At 70.9% G+C, this 17,831-nt stretch carries 15 protein-coding genes and 2 pseudogenes; 8 read left to right on the top strand and 9 right to left on the bottom strand.

What is annotated here, in order from left to right; genetic code table 11:
* Positions 1-27 precede the first annotated feature (27 nt).
* The 3 genes and pseudogenes from ACWCPN_RS31290 to ACWCPN_RS31280 all read left to right on the top strand — a co-directional run.
* Entirely contained in the window at positions 28-588 is a 561-nt protein-coding gene (locus ACWCPN_RS31290; RefSeq protein ID WP_451213010.1) for a putative immunity protein, read from the top strand.
* A 25-nt stretch (positions 589-613) separates the two neighbouring features.
* Positions 614-1,252 carry a M15 family metallopeptidase gene (locus tag ACWCPN_RS31285; protein WP_392294830.1) on the top strand — a complete coding sequence of 213 codons (639 nt, stop codon included), beginning with the start codon at positions 614-616 and terminating at the stop codon, positions 1,250-1,252.
* Between the two features lie 17 nt (positions 1,253-1,269).
* Positions 1,270-1,389: pseudogene (locus ACWCPN_RS31280) on the top strand (DUF3224 domain-containing protein); the annotation flags it as partial.
* A 157-nt stretch (positions 1,390-1,546) separates the two neighbouring features.
* On the opposite strand, the gene ACWCPN_RS31275 reads toward ACWCPN_RS31280, so the two are convergent.
* Positions 1,547-3,310: a thiamine pyrophosphate-dependent enzyme gene (locus ACWCPN_RS31275; RefSeq protein WP_451213007.1), complete on the bottom strand. Its 1,764-nt coding sequence runs from the start codon at positions 3,308-3,310 to the stop codon at positions 1,547-1,549.
* A 14-nt stretch (positions 3,311-3,324) separates the two neighbouring features.
* Positions 3,325-4,908 (bottom strand): FMN-binding glutamate synthase family protein, encoded by a 1,584-nt coding sequence (locus ACWCPN_RS31270; protein WP_451213004.1) that lies wholly within the window; start codon positions 4,906-4,908, stop codon positions 3,325-3,327.
* Between the two features lie 243 nt (positions 4,909-5,151).
* On the opposite strand from ACWCPN_RS31270, the gene ACWCPN_RS31265 reads away from it, so the two are divergent.
* Positions 5,152-5,643, top strand: coding sequence for a hemerythrin domain-containing protein (locus ACWCPN_RS31265; RefSeq protein ID WP_365128563.1), 492 nt, complete (start codon positions 5,152-5,154; stop codon positions 5,641-5,643).
* A 91-nt stretch (positions 5,644-5,734) separates the two neighbouring features.
* On the opposite strand, the gene ACWCPN_RS31260 is transcribed toward ACWCPN_RS31265, so the two are convergent.
* Positions 5,735-6,514, bottom strand: a complete 780-nt coding sequence (locus ACWCPN_RS31260) for an SDR family NAD(P)-dependent oxidoreductase (protein WP_451213000.1) — start codon at positions 6,512-6,514, stop codon at positions 5,735-5,737.
* 446 nt (positions 6,515-6,960) lie between these two features.
* On the opposite strand from ACWCPN_RS31260, the gene ACWCPN_RS31255 reads away from it, so the two are divergent.
* The 3 genes from ACWCPN_RS31255 to ACWCPN_RS31245 all read left to right on the top strand — a co-directional run bounded on the left by ACWCPN_RS31255 (position 6,961) and on the right by ACWCPN_RS31245 (position 8,515).
* Entirely contained in the window at positions 6,961-7,395 is a 435-nt protein-coding gene (locus tag ACWCPN_RS31255) for a hypothetical protein (RefSeq protein ID WP_451212997.1), read from the top strand.
* Positions 7,396-7,599: 204 nt separating this feature from the next.
* The gene (locus tag ACWCPN_RS31250) at positions 7,600-7,974 is read left to right on the top strand and encodes a hypothetical protein (protein WP_199209198.1); all 375 of its coding nucleotides are present in this window, start codon (positions 7,600-7,602) and stop codon (positions 7,972-7,974) included.
* A gap of 193 nt (positions 7,975-8,167) precedes the next feature.
* Positions 8,168-8,515, top strand: a complete 348-nt coding sequence (locus ACWCPN_RS31245; RefSeq protein WP_199209199.1) for an ArsR/SmtB family transcription factor — start codon at positions 8,168-8,170, stop codon at positions 8,513-8,515.
* A gap of 110 nt (positions 8,516-8,625) precedes the next feature.
* Here ACWCPN_RS31245 and ACWCPN_RS31240 read toward each other — a convergent pair whose 3' ends face one another.
* The 3 genes and pseudogenes from ACWCPN_RS31240 to ACWCPN_RS31230 form a co-directional block, all read right to left on the bottom strand.
* A complete protein-coding gene (locus ACWCPN_RS31240) occupies positions 8,626-9,027 on the bottom strand; it encodes a hypothetical protein (protein WP_451212992.1) in 402 nt (133 codons plus the stop codon).
* Positions 9,028-10,119: a metallophosphoesterase gene (locus tag ACWCPN_RS31235; protein ID WP_451212989.1), complete on the bottom strand. Its 1,092-nt coding sequence runs from the start codon at positions 10,117-10,119 to the stop codon at positions 9,028-9,030.
* Between the two features lie 168 nt (positions 10,120-10,287).
* Positions 10,288-10,434: pseudogene (locus ACWCPN_RS31230) on the bottom strand (DUF1345 domain-containing protein); the annotation flags it as partial.
* Positions 10,435-10,614: 180 nt separating this feature from the next.
* On the opposite strand from ACWCPN_RS31230, the gene ACWCPN_RS31225 reads away from it, so the two are divergent.
* Positions 10,615-11,568 carry a Dyp-type peroxidase gene (locus ACWCPN_RS31225; protein WP_451212986.1) on the top strand — a complete coding sequence of 318 codons (954 nt, stop codon included), beginning with the start codon at positions 10,615-10,617 and terminating at the stop codon, positions 11,566-11,568.
* Positions 11,569-11,648: 80 nt separating this feature from the next.
* On the opposite strand, the gene ACWCPN_RS31220 is transcribed toward ACWCPN_RS31225, so the two are convergent.
* From ACWCPN_RS31220 to ACWCPN_RS31210, 3 genes are all read right to left on the bottom strand, one after another.
* On the bottom strand, positions 11,649-13,961 hold the full coding sequence (locus ACWCPN_RS31220; RefSeq protein ID WP_451212983.1) for an FdhF/YdeP family oxidoreductase: 2,313 nt from the start codon (positions 13,959-13,961) through the stop codon (positions 11,649-11,651).
* A 33-nt stretch (positions 13,962-13,994) separates the two neighbouring features.
* Entirely contained in the window at positions 13,995-14,513 is a 519-nt protein-coding gene (locus ACWCPN_RS31215) for an SRPBCC family protein (protein WP_451212980.1), read from the bottom strand.
* Positions 14,514-14,736: 223 nt separating this feature from the next.
* Positions 14,737-17,688, bottom strand: a complete 2,952-nt coding sequence (locus ACWCPN_RS31210; protein WP_451212977.1) for a M48 family metallopeptidase — start codon at positions 17,686-17,688, stop codon at positions 14,737-14,739.
* Positions 17,689-17,831 lie beyond the last annotated feature (143 nt).

Below are 17,831 nucleotides of genomic sequence, written 5' to 3'. Positions count from 1 at the left end.
GCCGACGGCCTGGTCGAGAATGGGTCCGTGGCAGACGAGGCGAACGAGATCACGCTGAGCAGGCAGGACCTCCGTGAGGTCACCGCGTTCGCCGCGGCGTGCGCGGACGTCGTGCTCGAGGTCTTCGAGGCCGATCAGCCGGACGACTCGCGGCCCCGGGACGCCATCGGTGCCGCCTGGGAGTTCGCTCGGGGCGGTGAGCGGGGGAAGTCCCTGCGTGACACGGCCTGGGCGGCCCTGAAGGCAGCCAAGAGCGCGGACACCGAGGCCGGGCGCGAGGCGGCCCGGGCCGCCATGTCCGCGGCAGGCGCCGCCTACCTGCATCCGCTGGCCAAGGCGACCCAGGTCAAGCACATTCTCGGAGCGGGCGCGCACGCGGCCAGGGCGGCGGAACTCGCCGCCGGCCAGGATCCGCACACCGGCGCCGAACACGTCCGGCGAGCGGTGCGTCGTGCGACACCGGTCGTCGTGGAGGTACTCCGGCGTTTCCCACCGGCACCCGGTGGCGGTGGCCGGGTCGGAGAACTGACGCGCATGCTGGACGCCGCCCTTCGTTCGGTCACCCCACCGTCTCGATCTCCCAGATGAGGAGCGCCAGTTGAGCATCGTCCTGATGTCCGACCCCCGTGTCGCCGCCGTCCCCGTCCAGGACTGCGGGGAGGAACTCGTCGACACCCGCGCGTCCGGTCTGTTCCTCGTCGACGAGCGCAAGTACGACCCGGACGGCCACTTCGCGCACCTGCGCCGAGGAGTGGTCGACCGCCTGCAACTCGCCCAGCGACTCCTCCCGTCGGGATTCCGCCTCCTGATCGTGGAGGGCTACCGCCCGCTCTCCCTCCAGCGCGCCTACTTCGAGGAGTACGCCGCGTCCCTCCGGAACGCCCACCCCGACTGGCCCGACAGCCGGATCCACGAGGCAGCGAGCCGCTACGTCTCCCCGCCGCGGATCGCACCGCACAGCGCCGGAGCCGCCGTCGACCTGACTCTCGCCGACCACGACGGCAACGAGGTGGACATGGGAACGCGTATGAACGCCTCTCCGGAGGAGAGCGACGGCGCCTGCTACACCCACGCGGCCGCGGTCGGTCCGTCCGCCCGGGCGCATCGCGAAACCCTCTGCCGCGCCATGTCGGCGGCAGGATTCGTCAACTATCCGACCGAATGGTGGCACTTCAGCTACGGAGACCGGTACTGGGCGTTCGACACCGACCGGGCGGCAGCCCTCTACGGCCCACGAGCGCACCCGGTCTGAGCGGCCCGATCAGTCCGGAGTTCTTCACCATCGTGCCCACGGGCGGCACGGGAGAGCTGGCGGGGATCACCGGCGCGGGAGGAATGGCCGTCGACGCCGACGGAACGCATCGGATCTGGTTCGACTACGAGCTGTGAGCGGCGGGCGTCGACACAAGCGGCTCGGAGCCGAGCCCAGCGTGGAAGCCACCTCCCACAGCCGCCCGCGGCCGTAGAGGATCCATCACGGCACCGGGCGTCGGCCGGGAGTGGCACGCCCCCCCCGGCCGACGGCCGGCAGCCCGCGACGTCCTGGTCAGTTCCCGTCCGGCTCCCCGCTGCTGCGCACGATCTCCTTCACCTTGGCCAGCGCGAACCCCCAGCCCTGCTCGACGGTCGGCTTGGCCGGGACGGCGATCTCGTCGGGGTTGGTGAGGACGTCGAGCAGCACCGGTCCCGGATCCTGGAAGGCGCGTCGCACGGCGCCCTCCACGTCGGCGGGATCCGTCACGCGGATGCCGGTGATGCCCATGGCCTCGGCCACGGCGGCGAAGTCGGGGTTGTCGAGCACGGTGCCGAACTCGGGCAGGCCCGCCTGCTCCTGTTCGAGCTTCACCATGCCCAGCCGGCGGTTGTCGAAGACGACGAGCTTGACGGGCAGCCGGTAGGTCTTCAGGGTCATGAGATCGCCGAGGAGCATGCTCAGTCCGCCGTCGCCGCAGAACGCGACGACCTGCCGCTCGCGGTCGAGGCCCTGCGCGCCCAGGGCCTGGGGCATGGCGTTGGCCATCGAGCCCAGGTTGTAGGAGCCGATGAGCCGCCGCTCCCCGCGCATCTCGACGAAGCGCGAAAGCCACACCGTGGCCATGCCGGTGTCGGAGGTGAAGACGGCGTCGTCCGCCGCCGCACGGTCGACGGCGGCGGCCAGGACCTCCGGGCGGATGTCATGGGCACGGTTGTCCAGAGCGGAGCGGATGCGGCCCACGACACCCTTGTCGTGGGAGGGGTCGGCGAGCCGGGCCTGACCGGTGCGCCACTGGTCGAAGCGTTCACGCGCCTTCTCCAGGTGCGAGCGGTCGCGTGCGCCGTCGGATCCGCCGGGCGCGGCGGTGAGGTGGCCCAGCAGGTCGCGCACGGTAGCGCCGGTGTCCCCCACCAGCCCGACGTCGACCGGCACGCGGCGTCCGATGTGGGTGGCCTCGGTGTCCACCTGGATCACGGTCCGGCCCTCCGGATACCAGTCCCGGTAGGGGAAGTCCGTGCCGAGCAGCAGGAGGGTGTCCGCGTCGTCGAGGGCCGTCGCCGCGGCGGGGTTGCCGATCAGGCCCGTCTGGCCGACCTGGAAGGGATTGCCGTCGCCCTCGAAACCGGCCTTGGCCTTCAGGGTGAGCACCATCGGCGCGGCCAGGCGGTCGGCGAGGGTGAGGACGTCCTGACGGGCGGCGCGGGCTCCTTCGCCGACGAGCAGGGTGACACGCTCGGAGCGGTCGAGGAGTTCCGCGGCGCGGCGCACGGCCGACTCGTCCGGACGGCTCACCGGGGCGTTCAGGGAGAAGCGGGCGGGCCGGTCGGCGGTCAGTTCGCGCTCGCCCAGGTCGCCCGGCACGGTGAGGACGGCTACACCCTTGCGGCCCAGCGCGTGACGCACCGCGGTCTCCAGCATCTGCGGCAACTGGTCGGGCGAGGTGACGGTCGCACGGAAGACGGCGACGTCGCTGAAGAGGGCGTCGTTGTCGACCTCCTGGAAGTAGTCGCTGCCGAGCTCGGCGAGCGGCACCTGGCCGGCGATGGCCAGGACCGGGGCGTGGCTCTTGGCGGCGTCGTACAGCCCGTTGAGGAGGTGGACGGAGCCGGGGCCGACGGTGCCCATGCACACACCGAGGGTTTCGCCGAGCTGGGACTGGGCGCTCGCGGCGAAGGCGGCCGCCTCCTCGTGCCGGCAGCCCACCCACTCCAGGCCGTCGGTGGTGCGGATGGCGTCCGTCAGCGGGTTGAGGGCGTCTCCCACGACGCCGAACACCTGGCGCACGCCGAGTTCGCTCAGCGCGTCCACGATGACTTGGGCAACGGTACGGGGCATGTGAGTCCTCCAGGTCACACAGTGAATCGATCGGGGTCGGCGGCCTTCCAGTCGGCCGCCCAGGAAGCCGGCGGCCCGGTGAGCAACTGCCCGGGCTCGAGCCACTCGTACAGTTCCTCGTAGGAACGTTCGGTGAGGGGGTCGACGCGTCGGCGGAGCATGTGCGGGCGCAGCTCAGCGGGGTCGGTGACGCCCATGGACGCCATGATCTGCAGCGCGCTGGCCACGGTCGCCTCCTGGAAGCGCTGGACGCGCGGCGTCTTGTCACGGACGTCGAGGGCGCGGGCTCGGCGGGGGTCCTGGGTCGCGACGCCGGTGGGGCAGGTGTTGGTGTGGCACCGCTGCGCCTGGATGCAGCCGACGGCGAACATCATCGCCCGCGCGGCGTTGGCGTAGTCGGCGCCCTGGACCATGCGCTTGACGAGGTCGGTGCCCGTGGCGATCTTGCCGCTGACGCCGATCCTGATCCGGTCGCGCAGTCCCGCCCCCACGAGGGCGTTGTGCACCGTGAGCAGGCCCTCGGTGAGCGGGGTGCCCACATGGTCGGCGAACTCCAGCGGGGCGGCTCCGGTTCCGCCCTCGGCGCCGTCCACCACGATGAAGTCGGGCGTCGTGCCCTCGTCCAGCATGGCCTTGCACACGGCCAGGAACTGCCGGCGTGAGCCCACGCACAGCTTGAACCCGGCGGGCTTGCCACCGGACAACTCGCGCATGCGGGCGACGAAGCGAACGAGTTCCCGCGGGGTGGAGTACACCCGGTGGTACGGCGGGGAGATGACCGTACGTCCCTCGGGCACGCCCCGGACCCGGGCTATCTCGGCGTTCACCTTGGCTCCGGGCAGCACGCCGCCGATGCCGGGCTTGGCACCCTGCGACAGTTTCAGGGACACACATCTCACGTGGTCGTGCGCGGCCTTGTCGGCGAACTCGGCCGCGTCGAAGTCGCCGTCCCGGGTCCGGCAGCCGAAGTACCCGGTGCCGATCTCCCACACCAGGTCGCCCCCGGGACGCAGGTGGTACTCCGACAGCCCGCCCTCGCCGGTGTCCTGGGCGAAGTTCCCCGCCGCGGCACCGCCGTTCAGGGCCAGGACGGCGTTGGCCGACAGCGAGCCGAAGCTCATCGCCGACACGTTCAGCAGTGCCATGTCGTACGGCCGGGCGCAGTCCGGGCCGCCCACCCGGACGCGCGGCGGTGTCCTCGGCACCGGGCACGGCGCCAGCGACGGAACCAGGAACTCGTAACCGGGCTGGTACACGTCCCGTTCGGTGCCGAACGGTTCCTCCGCGTCGGTGCCCTTCGCGCGCTCGTAGACGATGCTGCGCACGTCCCGGTCGAACGGACGCCCGTCGAAGTTGCGCTCGATGAAGTACTGCTGCAGCTCCGGGCGGATGCGCTCCAGGAGGAAGCGGGCATGGCCGAGGACGGGATAGTTGCGCAGCACCGAATGACGGCGTTGCACCAGATCCGACACGGCGAGCAGACCGAGCAGGACCAGGGGCACGGCGGCGAGCGACCACCAGGCGGAGACCCAGACCGTCGCCAAGGACGCGAGTACTCCTGTGACGAGGGTCAGGACGACGATTGCGATGCGTATCACCACCTGCTCATTGCCGTGTGATCGCTCCCCAGTCCCATGGCTGCGTCAAGAACCCGCCAAACACGGTGAGCGGCCGTGCCGCGGTCGACCGGCGGAAGCAGGAAGGGACGCGGGACGAGTGAGCACCGACGGACCCGGTCCTACCGCCAGTCGCGTGCGGTCGCGGAGTCGGCGGCCATCAATGCCGACGGTGGGGGTATGCGTCAGTGACCCCAGCCGTTCGTACGAAAGTGATGCCCTGCCATGGCCGAGACACGGGACGTCGTCGAGCTCATCCTTCAGGACCACCGGCGTATGGAGGACCTGTTCCGCCTGATGCGCAGCGTCGAAGCGGACCGCGCCGCCGCACTCCGTGAGTTCGCGGAGCTGCTGATCGCCCACGCGCTGGCCGAGGAGGCCAAGGTCTATCCGGCCCTGAAGAGGTACAAGAACATCGACGACGAGGAGGTCGAGCACGGCGAGCACGAGCACGACGAAGGCAACAAGGCCCTCCTGGACCTCCTGGAGGTGGAGGAGGTCGGCTCCGAGGAGTGGGACTCCAAGCTGGAGGGGCTGGTGGAGGCCGTCGCACACCACGCCGACGAGGAGGAGCGCACGATCCTCAACGGCGCCCGCGAGAACGTAGCGATGGAGCGGCGGGAGGAGCTGGGATCGGCGTTCCTGGAGGAGCGCGAGCGTCAGTTGAAGGCCGATTGCGGCTCGGTCGACAACGTGCGGCGCATCGTCAACTCCTGACCGGGCCCGTGGGCGCGGGATCCGCTGTCGTAGACGGCTGCCCGCGGTGGGAGGGGGGTCCGCCGACCGTGCGTGACCGCTGCTCGCGGTCTCACCAGGTGGGAATGAATCCGCCGTCGATGATCATGTCGCTGCCGGTGATGTTGCGGGCCTGGTCACCGGCGAGGAACAGCACCAGGTCGGCGACTTCCGCCGGTGTGGAGAAGCGGCCGGTGACGGTCGAGCCGGCCGCTTGGGCGACCACGTCGTCCGGGGTGATGCCGGCGGCCGCGGAGACCGTGGCCGCGACCCCGTCCCGGGCCAGCCACAAGTCGGTCTGCACCGGTCCGGGGCTGACCGTGTTGACGCGGATGCCCTTGGATCCGACTTCCTTCGACAGCGCCTTGGAGAAGGCGACGACAGCGGCCTTGCTGGCGCTGTAGTCGATCACCAGGGGGTCGGGCAGGGTGGCGTTGACGGAGGCGACCGTGATGATCGAGCCTTGCCTGGCCTGAAGCATGAGCGGCAGGGCCGCGCGGGTGACCCGTACGGTGCTGAGCAGGTTCAGATTCAGGATGTGCTGCCAGTCGGCGTCGGTCACCGACAGGAAGCCGCTGGTCCGGGCAGGCGCGGCGCCCACGTTGTTGACCAGGATGTCGACGCGTCCCCCGGCCCCGTCGATGAGCCGCTCCGCGTCCTGAGGATCGCCGAGGTCGACGGGAACCCAGGTGACCGCGCCGTCCTCGACGAGTGCTTCCAGCTCGGGCGTGGCGGTCCGGGATCCGGCGACCACCTTCGCCCCGGCCTTCACCAGCGCCTCGACGACGGCCAGTCCGATGCCTTTGCTGGCACCGCTCACCACGGCGGTGCGGCCGTGCAGGGGGCTGTTCATTGGCGCTCCTGGTTCTCACGGTGCCGACATGCACCGGTGTCCGGTATCGCGTCCGACGGGTTCGCTCCCCTCAGCTTCGGCCGACCACGACGAACCGCGCATCAGCCGGCCGACCACGGACCCCGGCGGGACGGGCCGTTCGCGCGGGCGCGCGCCGGGTCCTCACCCGTACGGACGTCCTTCGGCCAAATCGGTGAGGGCGGCGCGCGGTGCCCCCACCGGCATCGAGGCGGCTGACCGCCCAGGCCCGGGGCGATGAACCACAGCTCCGGAGGGGCCAGGGCATGTCTTTGCCTGATCAAGGTTGGCCTGAAAGTTTTCATGGGACAACAGTTGAGCATTGGACTGCTGAAGATCGGGCAGGCGTACACCCGGACAACTCGCGTGTTTCATTGGGGGGATCGATGCGCGGATTCGGCGCGCGAAGACGTACCAGGGTTCCCGAGGTGGAGAGCGGCGACGCCCGTCCGGCGCGTCGACCGCCCGACGGCCCGACGGCCTTCGCACTGTCCCTGCCGGAGTACCGGGCCCTCGTCCGCGTCATCGAACACGCTCAGGCCTGCCTCGTCCGGCACAGCTGCAGCGACGACGAGACCATCCGCAACGCCAGCGGCGCCGAGCTGGCGTCCCTGCTCCGCCGGCGAGCGGCCGCCGCGGACGGCCGGGGAGCCGCCGGTGTCCCGATGCTGGCCCGCGAGATCCGGCACCTCGAGGCGGCGGTCGTGAACCTGGAGTCCTACGGCGGACACGAGACCGTGCTCTGCGAGGGCTACGCCCTGCTCGATCGGTGCGAATCCCTCAGGGAGGGCGCCGGCATCGCGCGCACGGGCGAAGGGGTGATCAACCTCGGCTCGCCCACGCCCCCGGCGGCCACTCCTTGATCGTTCGCCGTCGGTGTGCCGCCGCTCCGGGCTGGGCGATCCGGCAAGAGTGATCACCCGATTAGCACACTAGCGGGCTCGCCGATCAATCTTGATCGTTCTTGAGCAAGCTTCTCCCCCGGTGGGTCACTACGCATACGTTGCGTCCACGGGCGGGCCCGGAAACGGAGCCCGCCGCCGCCGATATCCAAGGGGAGGGCGCCGATGGCGACCGTGGAAGTGGCATTGAAGGAAATGGTGACCGGGATCGAAGGCGCGCTGGGGGCGGCTGTCGTCGACTACACCAGTGGCATGGCCCTCGGCACCCTGGGCGGGGGCAAGGACCTGGACCTGACGGTCGCCGCGGCCGGGAACACGGACGTGATCCGTGCCAAGGTGCGCACCATGGAACTCCTCGGGCTGCGGAGTCAGATCGAGGACATCCTGATCACGCTCGGAGGGCAGTACCACCTCATGCGCCTGGTGACCGGCCGGGAGGGGAACGGCCTGTTCCTCTACCTCGTGATCGATCGCGACCGCTCGAACCTGGCCATGGCACGCCATCAGCTCAAGCGGATCGAAGGGCAACTCGAGGTCTAGATCCTCCTCGCGGCCCGGCCGACGCATGCTCATGAATTGAAGAATTCTTCAAGCCATCACATGGAGAGGCCGACAATTCATGAACGGCGGCCGCCCGGAGCGAGAAAGATGAACAGGCAGGACTCATGGCGCGGCCGTGTCCTCGGGTGCGGGCCGCGCCATGAGAGGCCCCTAGACAGGCGGGAAGAACGCTATGCAGGTTCCTCTTTACCAAGCCAAAGCAGAGTTCTTCCGTATGCTCGGGCATCCCACCCGCATCAGGGTCCTCGAACTGCTGCAGCACGGCCCGGTCCCCGTACGGGACTTGCTCGCCGACATCGAGATCGAGCCCTCCAGCCTCTCCCAGCAGCTGGCCATCCTGCGCCGGGCGGGCATCGTCGTGTCCACACGAGAGGGCTCCACCGTCACGTACGCGCTGGCCGGCGGCGACGTCGCCGAACTCCTGCGTGCGGCTCGCCGTATCCTCACCGAGCTTCTCGCCGGGCGGAACCAGCTCCTGGCCGAACTTCAGCAGACCGACGCCGCCTCGTCGACCCGCTGAACTCCGGTCGGCGTCCGCCGCGACCGAGGCACCGGACACCGCTGCCGCCCGTGGCGGGCCCTGCCCCGCGATGTCCGGTGCGGAGCCGTGGACGGCTCGGACGTGGGTGGTCAGTGGCACACGAACGACTTGTTCGCCGTACTGGTGCTCAGTGCGCACGTCTGGCCTCTGACGGCTCCGGCCGCGTCGTGGAAGGTGAGGTTCCATGTTCCGCCGGTGTCGGCCAGTTCCGCGTAGCCGAAGACGCCCTGGCCTCCTGGGGTCTGCTCCTGCGTGATCGACTGGTGGACGGCCTGCGGCGGCGTGCCGATCGTCTTCCCCACGACCTTGGTGTCGTCCGGGCCGTTGTCCAGCGGCCCGCCCGAGGAGCCCACGGTCAGCTGGGGCGGACGACGGGTGTCGAAGTCGAGCATCTGGTAGAGGTGGATGTGGCCCGAGAGCACCAGCCGTACGTTGTCGGCCAGCCGGTGCAGTCCGGTGCGGGCGACGGCCGCGTCGAGTACGTGGGTCACCTATTCCACGTTCTGCGGCAGGGTGCCGGCCGCCTTCACCATCCACAGCGGCTTGTGCGTGAGCAGGAAGTAGTCGTTGCCGGGATGTTGCTGCGCCGCTTGGTTCACGGCGTCGAACTGCCTGGCGAAGATGCCGGTCTGGACGGTGCTTCCCGTGTCGCTCGGGTCGGCGAAGGAGGAATCCACCGAGACCAGGTTCAGGGTGCCGGCTCTGATCGGTGTGGTGGGGGTGTACACGCTGCACGAGCCGTTGGCGCGCAGGTCGTCGGCGAGGTACCGGAACCAGGCACCTCCCGCGCCCCCCTGCTGTGCCGCGTTGCAGTCCTCGTGGTTGCCGCGGGTCAGCGCGACGGGCGCCGAGGCCAGCAGTGGCTCGGCGGGCCGGAAGAAGTCGGCGACCACGCAGTCCCAGCCGGCCCGGTCGGCGGTCGTGGTGCAGCCGGGGTTGGCCGCCTTGTCGTTGGCCCTCGCCGGGTCGTCCCGGTAGAGGTAGTCGCCGACGTGCACCACGAGGTCCGGCCGCGTGCTGCCGGCGGCGCCGGCGGCGATCCGCGGGAAGGGCCAGCCGGTCTGATGGTTCGCGCAGTCCTGCACAGGACCCGTCGCGGGGACCTCGCAGCCGGTGTCGCCGATGACGGCGATCCTGCGCGGGCGTGTGGTCGAAGTCCAGTCGGGAAGCGGGAGCTGCCGGTTCGCCGGGTGCACCGTGGCCGCCTGGACGGTCGACTGTTCCAGCACCGCGTTCGAGGCGGTGAGCGGCACGGCCAGTTCGCACACGGTCGTCGGGAACTGGGATCCCATGGGCGTGCTCACCCGGGTCATGGGAAACGGGTTCCTGCTCGTGCCCAGGGAGTAGCGGACGACGGGGCAGGTCTGGCTGGTGTCGGTGGACACGTAACGGATCCGCGTGCCCTGTCCGGTCAGCTGTGTCCAGGCCCATGCCTCGCCGTTGGCCGCGCCGGGCGGGGGCGGTGACGTGGCGGGGGGCCGCGGTCCGGCACCGCCCGCCGGGGTCCGGGCGGGCGCGGCCCCGGCGGCCACTCCCGTGGCCAGCACACCCACCGCGGTGAGAACGACGATCCGACGAAGCATGGGCGCAGTTCCTCCGGCCGAGTGTCAAGGTCACCGACGCTCCCCGTGACCGGGGCCGCCGCACCAGGAATGCTCATCCATGCCGCCGTACCGTGCAGCGCCGACGAGGCGTACGGCTGACGGCCGCGGGGGTGACGGAACCGCCGGAGCGGGCGAAGCCGGTGGTGGTCAGCGGGTGAGGATTCCCGCGACGAGGTTGATGGCGGTCGCCGGAATGCCGGTGCCGAAGACGCAGGAGAGGAGACAGTGCCGCAACGTGATGGCGCGGATCACGGAACGGGAGGCCTCGGTGTCCGAGACCCGGTCGCGCTGGCCGCCGCCTCGGCCGCGTGGGACCATGAAAGCGTCACAGCCCACGATGCCACCGGTCATGTCCGCCTGCTTCCCGTGCGGCGGGCGGCGGGGCCGGCGACAGGCCTTCGGACACCGGCGGGCAGCGGTGGGGGCGGCTCACCGGCCCGTCGCGGAGGCGGTCGACCATGAAGGGCGATATCCGTGGTTGAGTCACAGTCCGTGATCGCCCCGCCGGCCGAGTCCGCCGTGTTCCTCGTCTGCACGATCGCGTCCGGGGGCGAGACGGTCGTACGCGATCTGCTTCCCGACCTGGCGGGGTTGCGGCGGTCGGTGGCGTTCCGGGCACCGGAGGACGGGCTCACGTGCGTCCTCGGCATCGGTTCCACCGCGTGGGACCGGCTCTTCACCGGACCGCGCCCGCGCGACCTGCACACCTTCGTGCCGCTGACGGGCTCCCGGCACCACGCGCCGTCCACCCCGGGCGATCTCCTCGTCCACCTCCGGGCCCGCCGCATGGACCTCTGCTTCGAGCTGGCCCAGCTGATCGCGGAACGGCTGCGCGGAGCGGTCACCGTGGTCGACGAGGTCCACGGATTCAAGTCGTTCGACGAACGCGACCTGCTCGGCTTCGTCGACGGTACGGAGAACCCCGAAGGCCGCCCGGCCGACGAGGCCGTGTTCGTCGGCGCCGAGGACCCGCCGTTCGCCGGCGGCAGCTACGTCATCGTCCAGAAGTACCTGCACGACCTCACCGCGTGGAAGGCGCTTGCGGTCGAGGAGCAGGAGATGGTCATCGGCCGGACCAAGGTGGACAACGTGGAGCTGCCCGACGACGTCAAACGCCCGGACTCCCACGTCGCCCTCAACACGGTCACCGACGAGGACGGCCAAGAGCGGAAGATCGTCCGGGACAACATGCCGTTCGGCCGCGTCGGGGACGGGGAGTTCGGGACGTACTTCATCGGCTACGCCCGCACGCCCGAGGTGACCGAGCACATGCTGCGCAACATGTTCCTCGGCGACCGCCCGGACGTCCACGACCGGATCCTGGACTTCTCCAACGCGGTCACCGGCTGCCTCTTCCACGTGCCGAGCGCCGCCTTCCTCGACGATCCGCCCGGCCCGCCGGCGCGCACACACGCGGCGGAGGGGTAGCCGGGGATCGGCAGCCGCAGACGAGCGTGATCGCAAGTCCGCCCCCGCCAGGCCACCGCAGGACGCCGGGAGCCGGCGAGTCAGCCCGAGGTCGTGCTCGACCGCGCAGGCACCGGTTCCAGGCGGACCACGATCCCCTTGGAGGTCGGCTGGTTGCTGATGTCGGCCACGCTGTCCAGGGGCACCAGGACCTGGGTCTCGGGGTAGTAGGCGGCGGCGCAGCCCCGGCTGGTCGGGTACGGGACCACCTCGAAGTCCTCGGCCCGGCGTTCGGTGGCGTCGCTCCACACACCGACCAGGTCGACGTGCTGTCCTTCGGCGAGGCCGAGTTCAGCCAGGTCGTCCAGGTTCACGAGCACCACGCGGCGGCTGCCGTGGATGCCCCGGTAGCGGTCGTTGGGCGTGTAGGGAACGGTGTTCCACTGGTCGTGCGAGCGCAGCGTCTGCAGCAGCAGGTGCCCCTCGGGCAGGTGCGGCATCTCCCAGGCGTTGCGTGTGAACATCGCCTTGCCCGTGGCGGTGGGGAACATGCCCTCGTTGACCGGGTTCGGCAGTTGGATGCCGCCGGGGCGGGCCACTCGCCGGTTGAAGTCGTGGAGTCCCGGCACGATGCGGGAGATCCGGTCACGGATCGTGCCGTAGTCGGCCTCGAACTGCTCCCAGGGGATGCCGGCTCCGCCGTCGAGGGTGCGGCGGGCCAGTCGGCACAGGATGGCGACTTCGCTCAGCAGGAGCTTGGAGGCCGGCCTCAACCGCCCGTGGGAGGTGTGGACCTCGCTCATCGAGTTCTCCACGGTGACGAACTGCTCGCCGCCGGCCTGGATGTCCCGCTCGGTGCGGCCGAGGGTTGGCAGGATGAGCGCGGTCCGTCCGCAGACGGTGTGGGACCGGTTGAGTTTGGTGGAGATGTGGGCGGTCAGGCGGCAGTTGCGCATGGCGGCCTCGGTGACCTCGCTGTCGGGTGCGGCCCGCACGAAGTTGCCGGCCAGCGCGAGGAAGAACCTGATCCGGCCCTCACGCATCGCCCGGATCGAGTTCACCGAGTCCAGTCCGTGGGCGCGCGGCGGGTCGAAGCCGAACTCCCGCTGCAGGGCGTCCATGAACACGTCGGGCATCTGTTCCCAGATCCCCATGGTGCGGTCGCCCTGCACGTTGCTGTGTCCGCGCACCGGGCAGGCTCCGGTGCCCGCCCTGCCGAGGTTGCCGCGCAGCAGAAGGAAGTTCACGATCTCCCGGACGGTGGGGACACCGTGCTTGTGCTGGGTGACCCCCATGGCCCAGCAGACGACGACCCGCTCGCTGCGCAGGACGTCGTCGCGGACCTGCTCGATCTCCTTCCGGGTCAGTCCTGTCGCGGTGAGCACGTCGTCCCAGAACAGCGTGCGCGCGTGCGCGGAGAACTCCTCGAAGCCGCTGGTGCTGGACCGGATGAAGTCGTGGTGCAGCACCTGCCCGGGCCGGTCGTCCTCGGCCTCCAGCAACAGCCGGTTGAGCGCCTGGAACAGTGCCAGGTCACCGCCGGCGCGGATGTGCAGGAACCGGTCGGCGATCTGCACGCCGCGTCCGATCACACCGCGTGCCTTCTGCGGGTTCTTGAATCTCAGCAGGCCGGCCTCGGGCAGGGTGTTCACCGCGATGACGCGGGCGCCGTTCAGCTTGGCCTGTTCCAGCGCGGACAGCTGCCGGGGGTGGTTGGTTCCGGGGTTCTGCCCCACCAGGAAGATCAGGTCGGCGTGGTGGAGGTCCTGCAGACTGACCGTTCCCTTGCCCGTGCCCAGTGTCTCGTGGAGGGCGAAACCGCTGGACTCGTGGCACATGTTGCTGCAGTCGGGCAGGTTGTTGGTGCCCAGTGCCCTGGCGAGGAGCTGCAGTACGAACGCGGCCTCGTTGCTCGCCCGGCCCGAGGTGTAGAAGACGGCCTCGTCCGGCGTGTCCAGGGAGGTCAGCTCGGCGGAGAGCAGTCCGAAGGCGTCGTTCCAGCTGATCGGCTCGTAGTGGTCGGACTCCGGCCGCTTCACCATCGGTTCGGTGAGCCGTCCTTGATCGTTCAGCCACATGTCGGACCGCCGGCTCAGCTCGGAGACGCTGTGCTCGCGGAAGAAGTCCGCGGTGACGCGTCGCGTCGTGGCCTCGTCGTTGATGTGCTTGGCGCCGTTCTCGCAGTACTCGTTGCGATGGCGGTGCCCCGGCGCGGGGTCTGCCCAGGCGCAGCCGGGACAGTCGATGCCGCCCACCTGGTTCATGGTCAGCAGGTCCACCCCCGTGTTCAGCGGGGACGTCTGCCGCAGCGAGTACTCGAGGGCGTGCACCACCGCGGGCACACCCGCGGCCCATGTCTTGGGCGGTGTCACGGTGAGCTCGTCCTGCGGCTCCTCGCCCGGGGGCTTGTTCATCGGGTCGCCTCTCGCTCGTGGTCGCGCACGCGGTCAGCCCACCGGCCAGCAGGGCACCTGGCTCCTCGGCGGTTCCGGTTCCGCGTGCCGCACGTGTCCGTTGCGGATCGTCCCTCGCCAGGAGCCGCCAGCCTCCCCCAGCCCCTCGATGTACTCCTTGAAGTGTCCGAGCTCCGAACGCACGACCCGCCTGGTCAGCCCGGGTACGACGGTGAGCGGGCGGCGCACTCCGCGCGGCTCGATCTCCAGCCGCAGGCTGACCGACGTCCCTCCCCGCGCGGTGGGCCGGAACAAGACCTCGCCACGGTGGGAGGGACGCCGTTCCAGGCTCCGCCAGGCCACATGGGAGTCGGGTTCCTGTTCGACGATCTCCGCCTCGAACTCGCGGCGCACCGGTCCGACGCCGATGACCCACGTGGTGACGTTGGGCTTGACCTGCTCCACTCGTTTCACCACGGTCATGAAGCGGGGAAAGCTCTTGAACTGCGTCCACTGGTCGTACGCGGTACGCACCGGCACCGCGATCTCGATCGTCTCGTTGACGGTATTCATGGCTCACCCATCTCCGGCCCCGATGTCCCCCAGTCTCGCCGCCCGGTGCGGGGCCTGCCACACGGCCGCTGAGCCGATCGGGCCCCGAGCCGCCGACCGGGCGGTCCGGCGGTCCGGCGGTCCGGCGGTCCGGCGGTCCGGCGGTCGGGTAGGGGTGAGCGCCGGCAGCGCTGCGAGGCGGTTCGCGCCCTGGCCGGGCGATCCGAGGACACGAGGCGACGGATCACCAGCCCGGCTGACGCGCCTTGCGCGGAGCACTCAGGTAGGTCTCGTAACCCGCTTCCCTCAGCACCGCTTCGACTCGCGTCGTGACCTGCCCGGCGCTCTTCCCGGCCGCGAGCAGTTCCCGCATGGCCCTGACGAACAGGTTGATGTCCTGCTGACGCACGGCGCGTTCGCAGTCCGCGCTGCCCTGCTGCGCACCGAGGCCGAGGGCCTGCCAGGCCGCCTGCGCCGCACCGTCGGGCACCCGGAAGTAGGAACCGTTCACCCACCCGGCGATTCTGCCGTAGTCGGCGCAGAGGGGCTGGAGGCGGCCCAGGTAGGGCAGCCGGACGTTCTTGGCGGCCACCGCCGCGCGCAGGACGGCGAGCAGGTAGTCGTCGTCGGCCTTGGCGTGTTCCAGCAGATAGCGGCCGCCCAGCCGGTGCCAGGCGTGGACCTGGCGTGCCCTGGTGTCGGCCGACACCGTCACGACCGTGAGGCGCGCCCACTGCCGGGCAGTCCGTTGGGTGGTGGCGGCGTCGGGGATCATGGTGTGGAATCTCGCCAGGCAGACCGGCTCCACCACGGCGATCGCCAGCGCCGTCACTGCCACCATGGCCGTCCCGAGGCGCACGCCGAGGCGGCGGGCCGCACCGGATCGGCCGCCGGAGCGTGTGGACCGCTCGCCCGCCGGATCCGTCGGCCGCGTCCGTCGCGGGCGGGCGCGCCGGACGGCCGACACGGCCGCGGCCGCCGCGAGCGCGGTGATCGCGGCCAGCGTGAGGACGCCGTTGACCAGCCGCGGCAGCGTCCACGACATGGTGTCCCAGACCGGACGCCAGGAGCAGCTGCTCTCCAGGGTGTTCAGTGGCCCGAGACAACCGTCCGAGGAGACGAGCAGGACCATTCCGCCAAGTCCCAGCAGGGCCGCCGATTCCGCTGCGATCAGGGCGGCGGCCAGCCGGCGCCCGCGGCCCGACCGCGTCGCCGCGACGGCGGCGGCCGCCCCTGCCGGCACCACCAGGGCGACGAACAGCGACGCCAGATAGTGGGCCTCGTGGACGCCGATCTCGCGCTGCGGACCGGAAGGCGGTTCGGGCAGGAGGGCTTGCGCAAGGGCGACGGCGAGCCAGCATGCACCACCGCCCAGCGCCCCGGGCCGCAGAGCCAGGCGCAGGGGCGGCGACGGCTCCCCCGTCGTCGCCGGCGGGCAGCCTCCGCCGGGCAGCGCGTTGGTCACCCAGCGTGGGCTGCCCGGGGTCTCGCCGAGCGCCCAGGCGGCCAGCGGCACCACCCACAGGGCCGCGATCGCGGCGGGGATCAGCGGCGAGGCGACGAATCCACCCAGGATCGGCCACGCGGCCGCCAGAGCCGCCACGACGGTCGAACCGCCCGCCGACGCCTGGCCGGAGGCGACCGCACCACCGGCACCGGGGAACGCGTTCAGGACGCCCTGCCGCATGCCACCGCTGTTGTACGACGCGCCGGCCGCCCAGCTCGCCCCGTCCATGGTCCACCAGGCGAACCAGGCCGCCAGCACCAGCGTGGCGGACACCAGACCGATCAGCAGCGGCGGACGGAGGGAGCGCCCGCGCCAGGCACCGGCCCACAGGCGAGCGCACTGGGTGACCCACCAGGCGAACGCGATCCCGGCGCACACGACGAGCAGCAGTACGGCGGGCCGCTGCGGAAGCCACTGGGCACCGCTGATCCCGTAGCCGGTGAACAGTCCGCCGGCACCGAGTCCGGCGCCGAGCCACAGGCCTGCCCGCGCCCCCGACGGGATCCGGTCACCCGTCAGGACCGCGTAGGCGACGGATCGCCACAGGGCGGTTCCGATCACCCCGGCGACCAGTGCGGCCGGGGCGAGCGAGACCAGCTGGACCCGCCACAGGCTGTATTCGTTGTAGGCCGACAGATAGGTCAGCAGGTGGATGTTGACCATCGTCGCCGCGGCCCCGGTCAGGAACATCGGCAGAGCGTGGGCCCCGAACAGCGGCGCCGGATCCGCCAGGGCGCCACGGCGGTCCTCCCAGCGCGGGTGCGTGCCCCAGAGCTCCCGCAACGAGCGGAGCGTGTTCCGGAGCCGGCCGCCCGCCGGTGTCCGTGACACGACATCCCACTTGTGCGGGTCCGCGCCCCAGCGCACCGCCGCCACATCCGCGTAGACCTCCCGGCTGCGCAGCACGTCCGACCGCGCGAGGGAGACGAGCGCGACCGTGAGAGCGGGCAGCAGCAGGTTACGGGTGACGGACGGGAGGTCGGTGGGCTCCCCCCACCAGGTGAGGAAGCCATGGACCTGTCGGGTCGACCAGACGAGGTAGGGCAGGAGGACCAGCGCGAGGAACACGCGCCAGACGACGACCGTGCCGTAGGTGACGGTGATGTCCCGGTTGGTGATGTGGGCGAACTCGTGCAGAAGCACCGCCCGGAACCGCTCGGGGTCGCTGCGCCGACAGGCGAGCAGGCCGCCGAACAGGCACACGGTCGGCCGGCGGTTGCGGCCGAAGACCACGGCACCGGTGGCGACCGAGGCCCGGTCGACGACGACCCGGGGAAGCCGGGCCAGACCGGCGGTGGCCGCTATGCCGGTCAGCAGCGCCCGGATCTCACCGTGGGGATCCACCGATTCCAACGGAACGGCGCGCAGGCGCCGGGCCTTCCAGACCGGCAGCAGTACGAACAGCAGCGCGGCGGCGACGGACAGCAGGACCGGCCAGCCGTAGATCAGCCACTGGGCCGGCGGCGGTGCGTACTCGGCCATGCAGCCCCGATAGGCCACGGCCTGGCTCAGGGCGTTGATCACCGAAGCCATGTCCCCGCCCCGGTCCGGGTCGATCCCCGCGGCGAGCGTGCAGCCCAAGGCGTCCCTGCGCTGCAAGGACTTGACGACGGGCAGCATCATCGCCCCGCCCGCGGCGAGGAGCAGAACCACCAGCAGGGCGAACCGCACGGTGGTACCCGCGCCCATCGCCCTTTCGTCGATCCGGGGCCGAGGGGCCATCACGCCCATGGCGCGCTAGGTGTATTGACCTGAAGCGTTGTTCACGCGGCTGATCGGTGGGTGTCCGTCGAGTGCGGTGTGGCAGCGGTGGTGGTTGTAGGTGTGGAGGA

The organism is Streptomyces sp. NPDC002386 (genome assembly GCF_053593175.1).
Note: the sequence above shows the minus strand (reverse complement) of the source record. Positions and strands in the feature narration are given on the sequence as shown.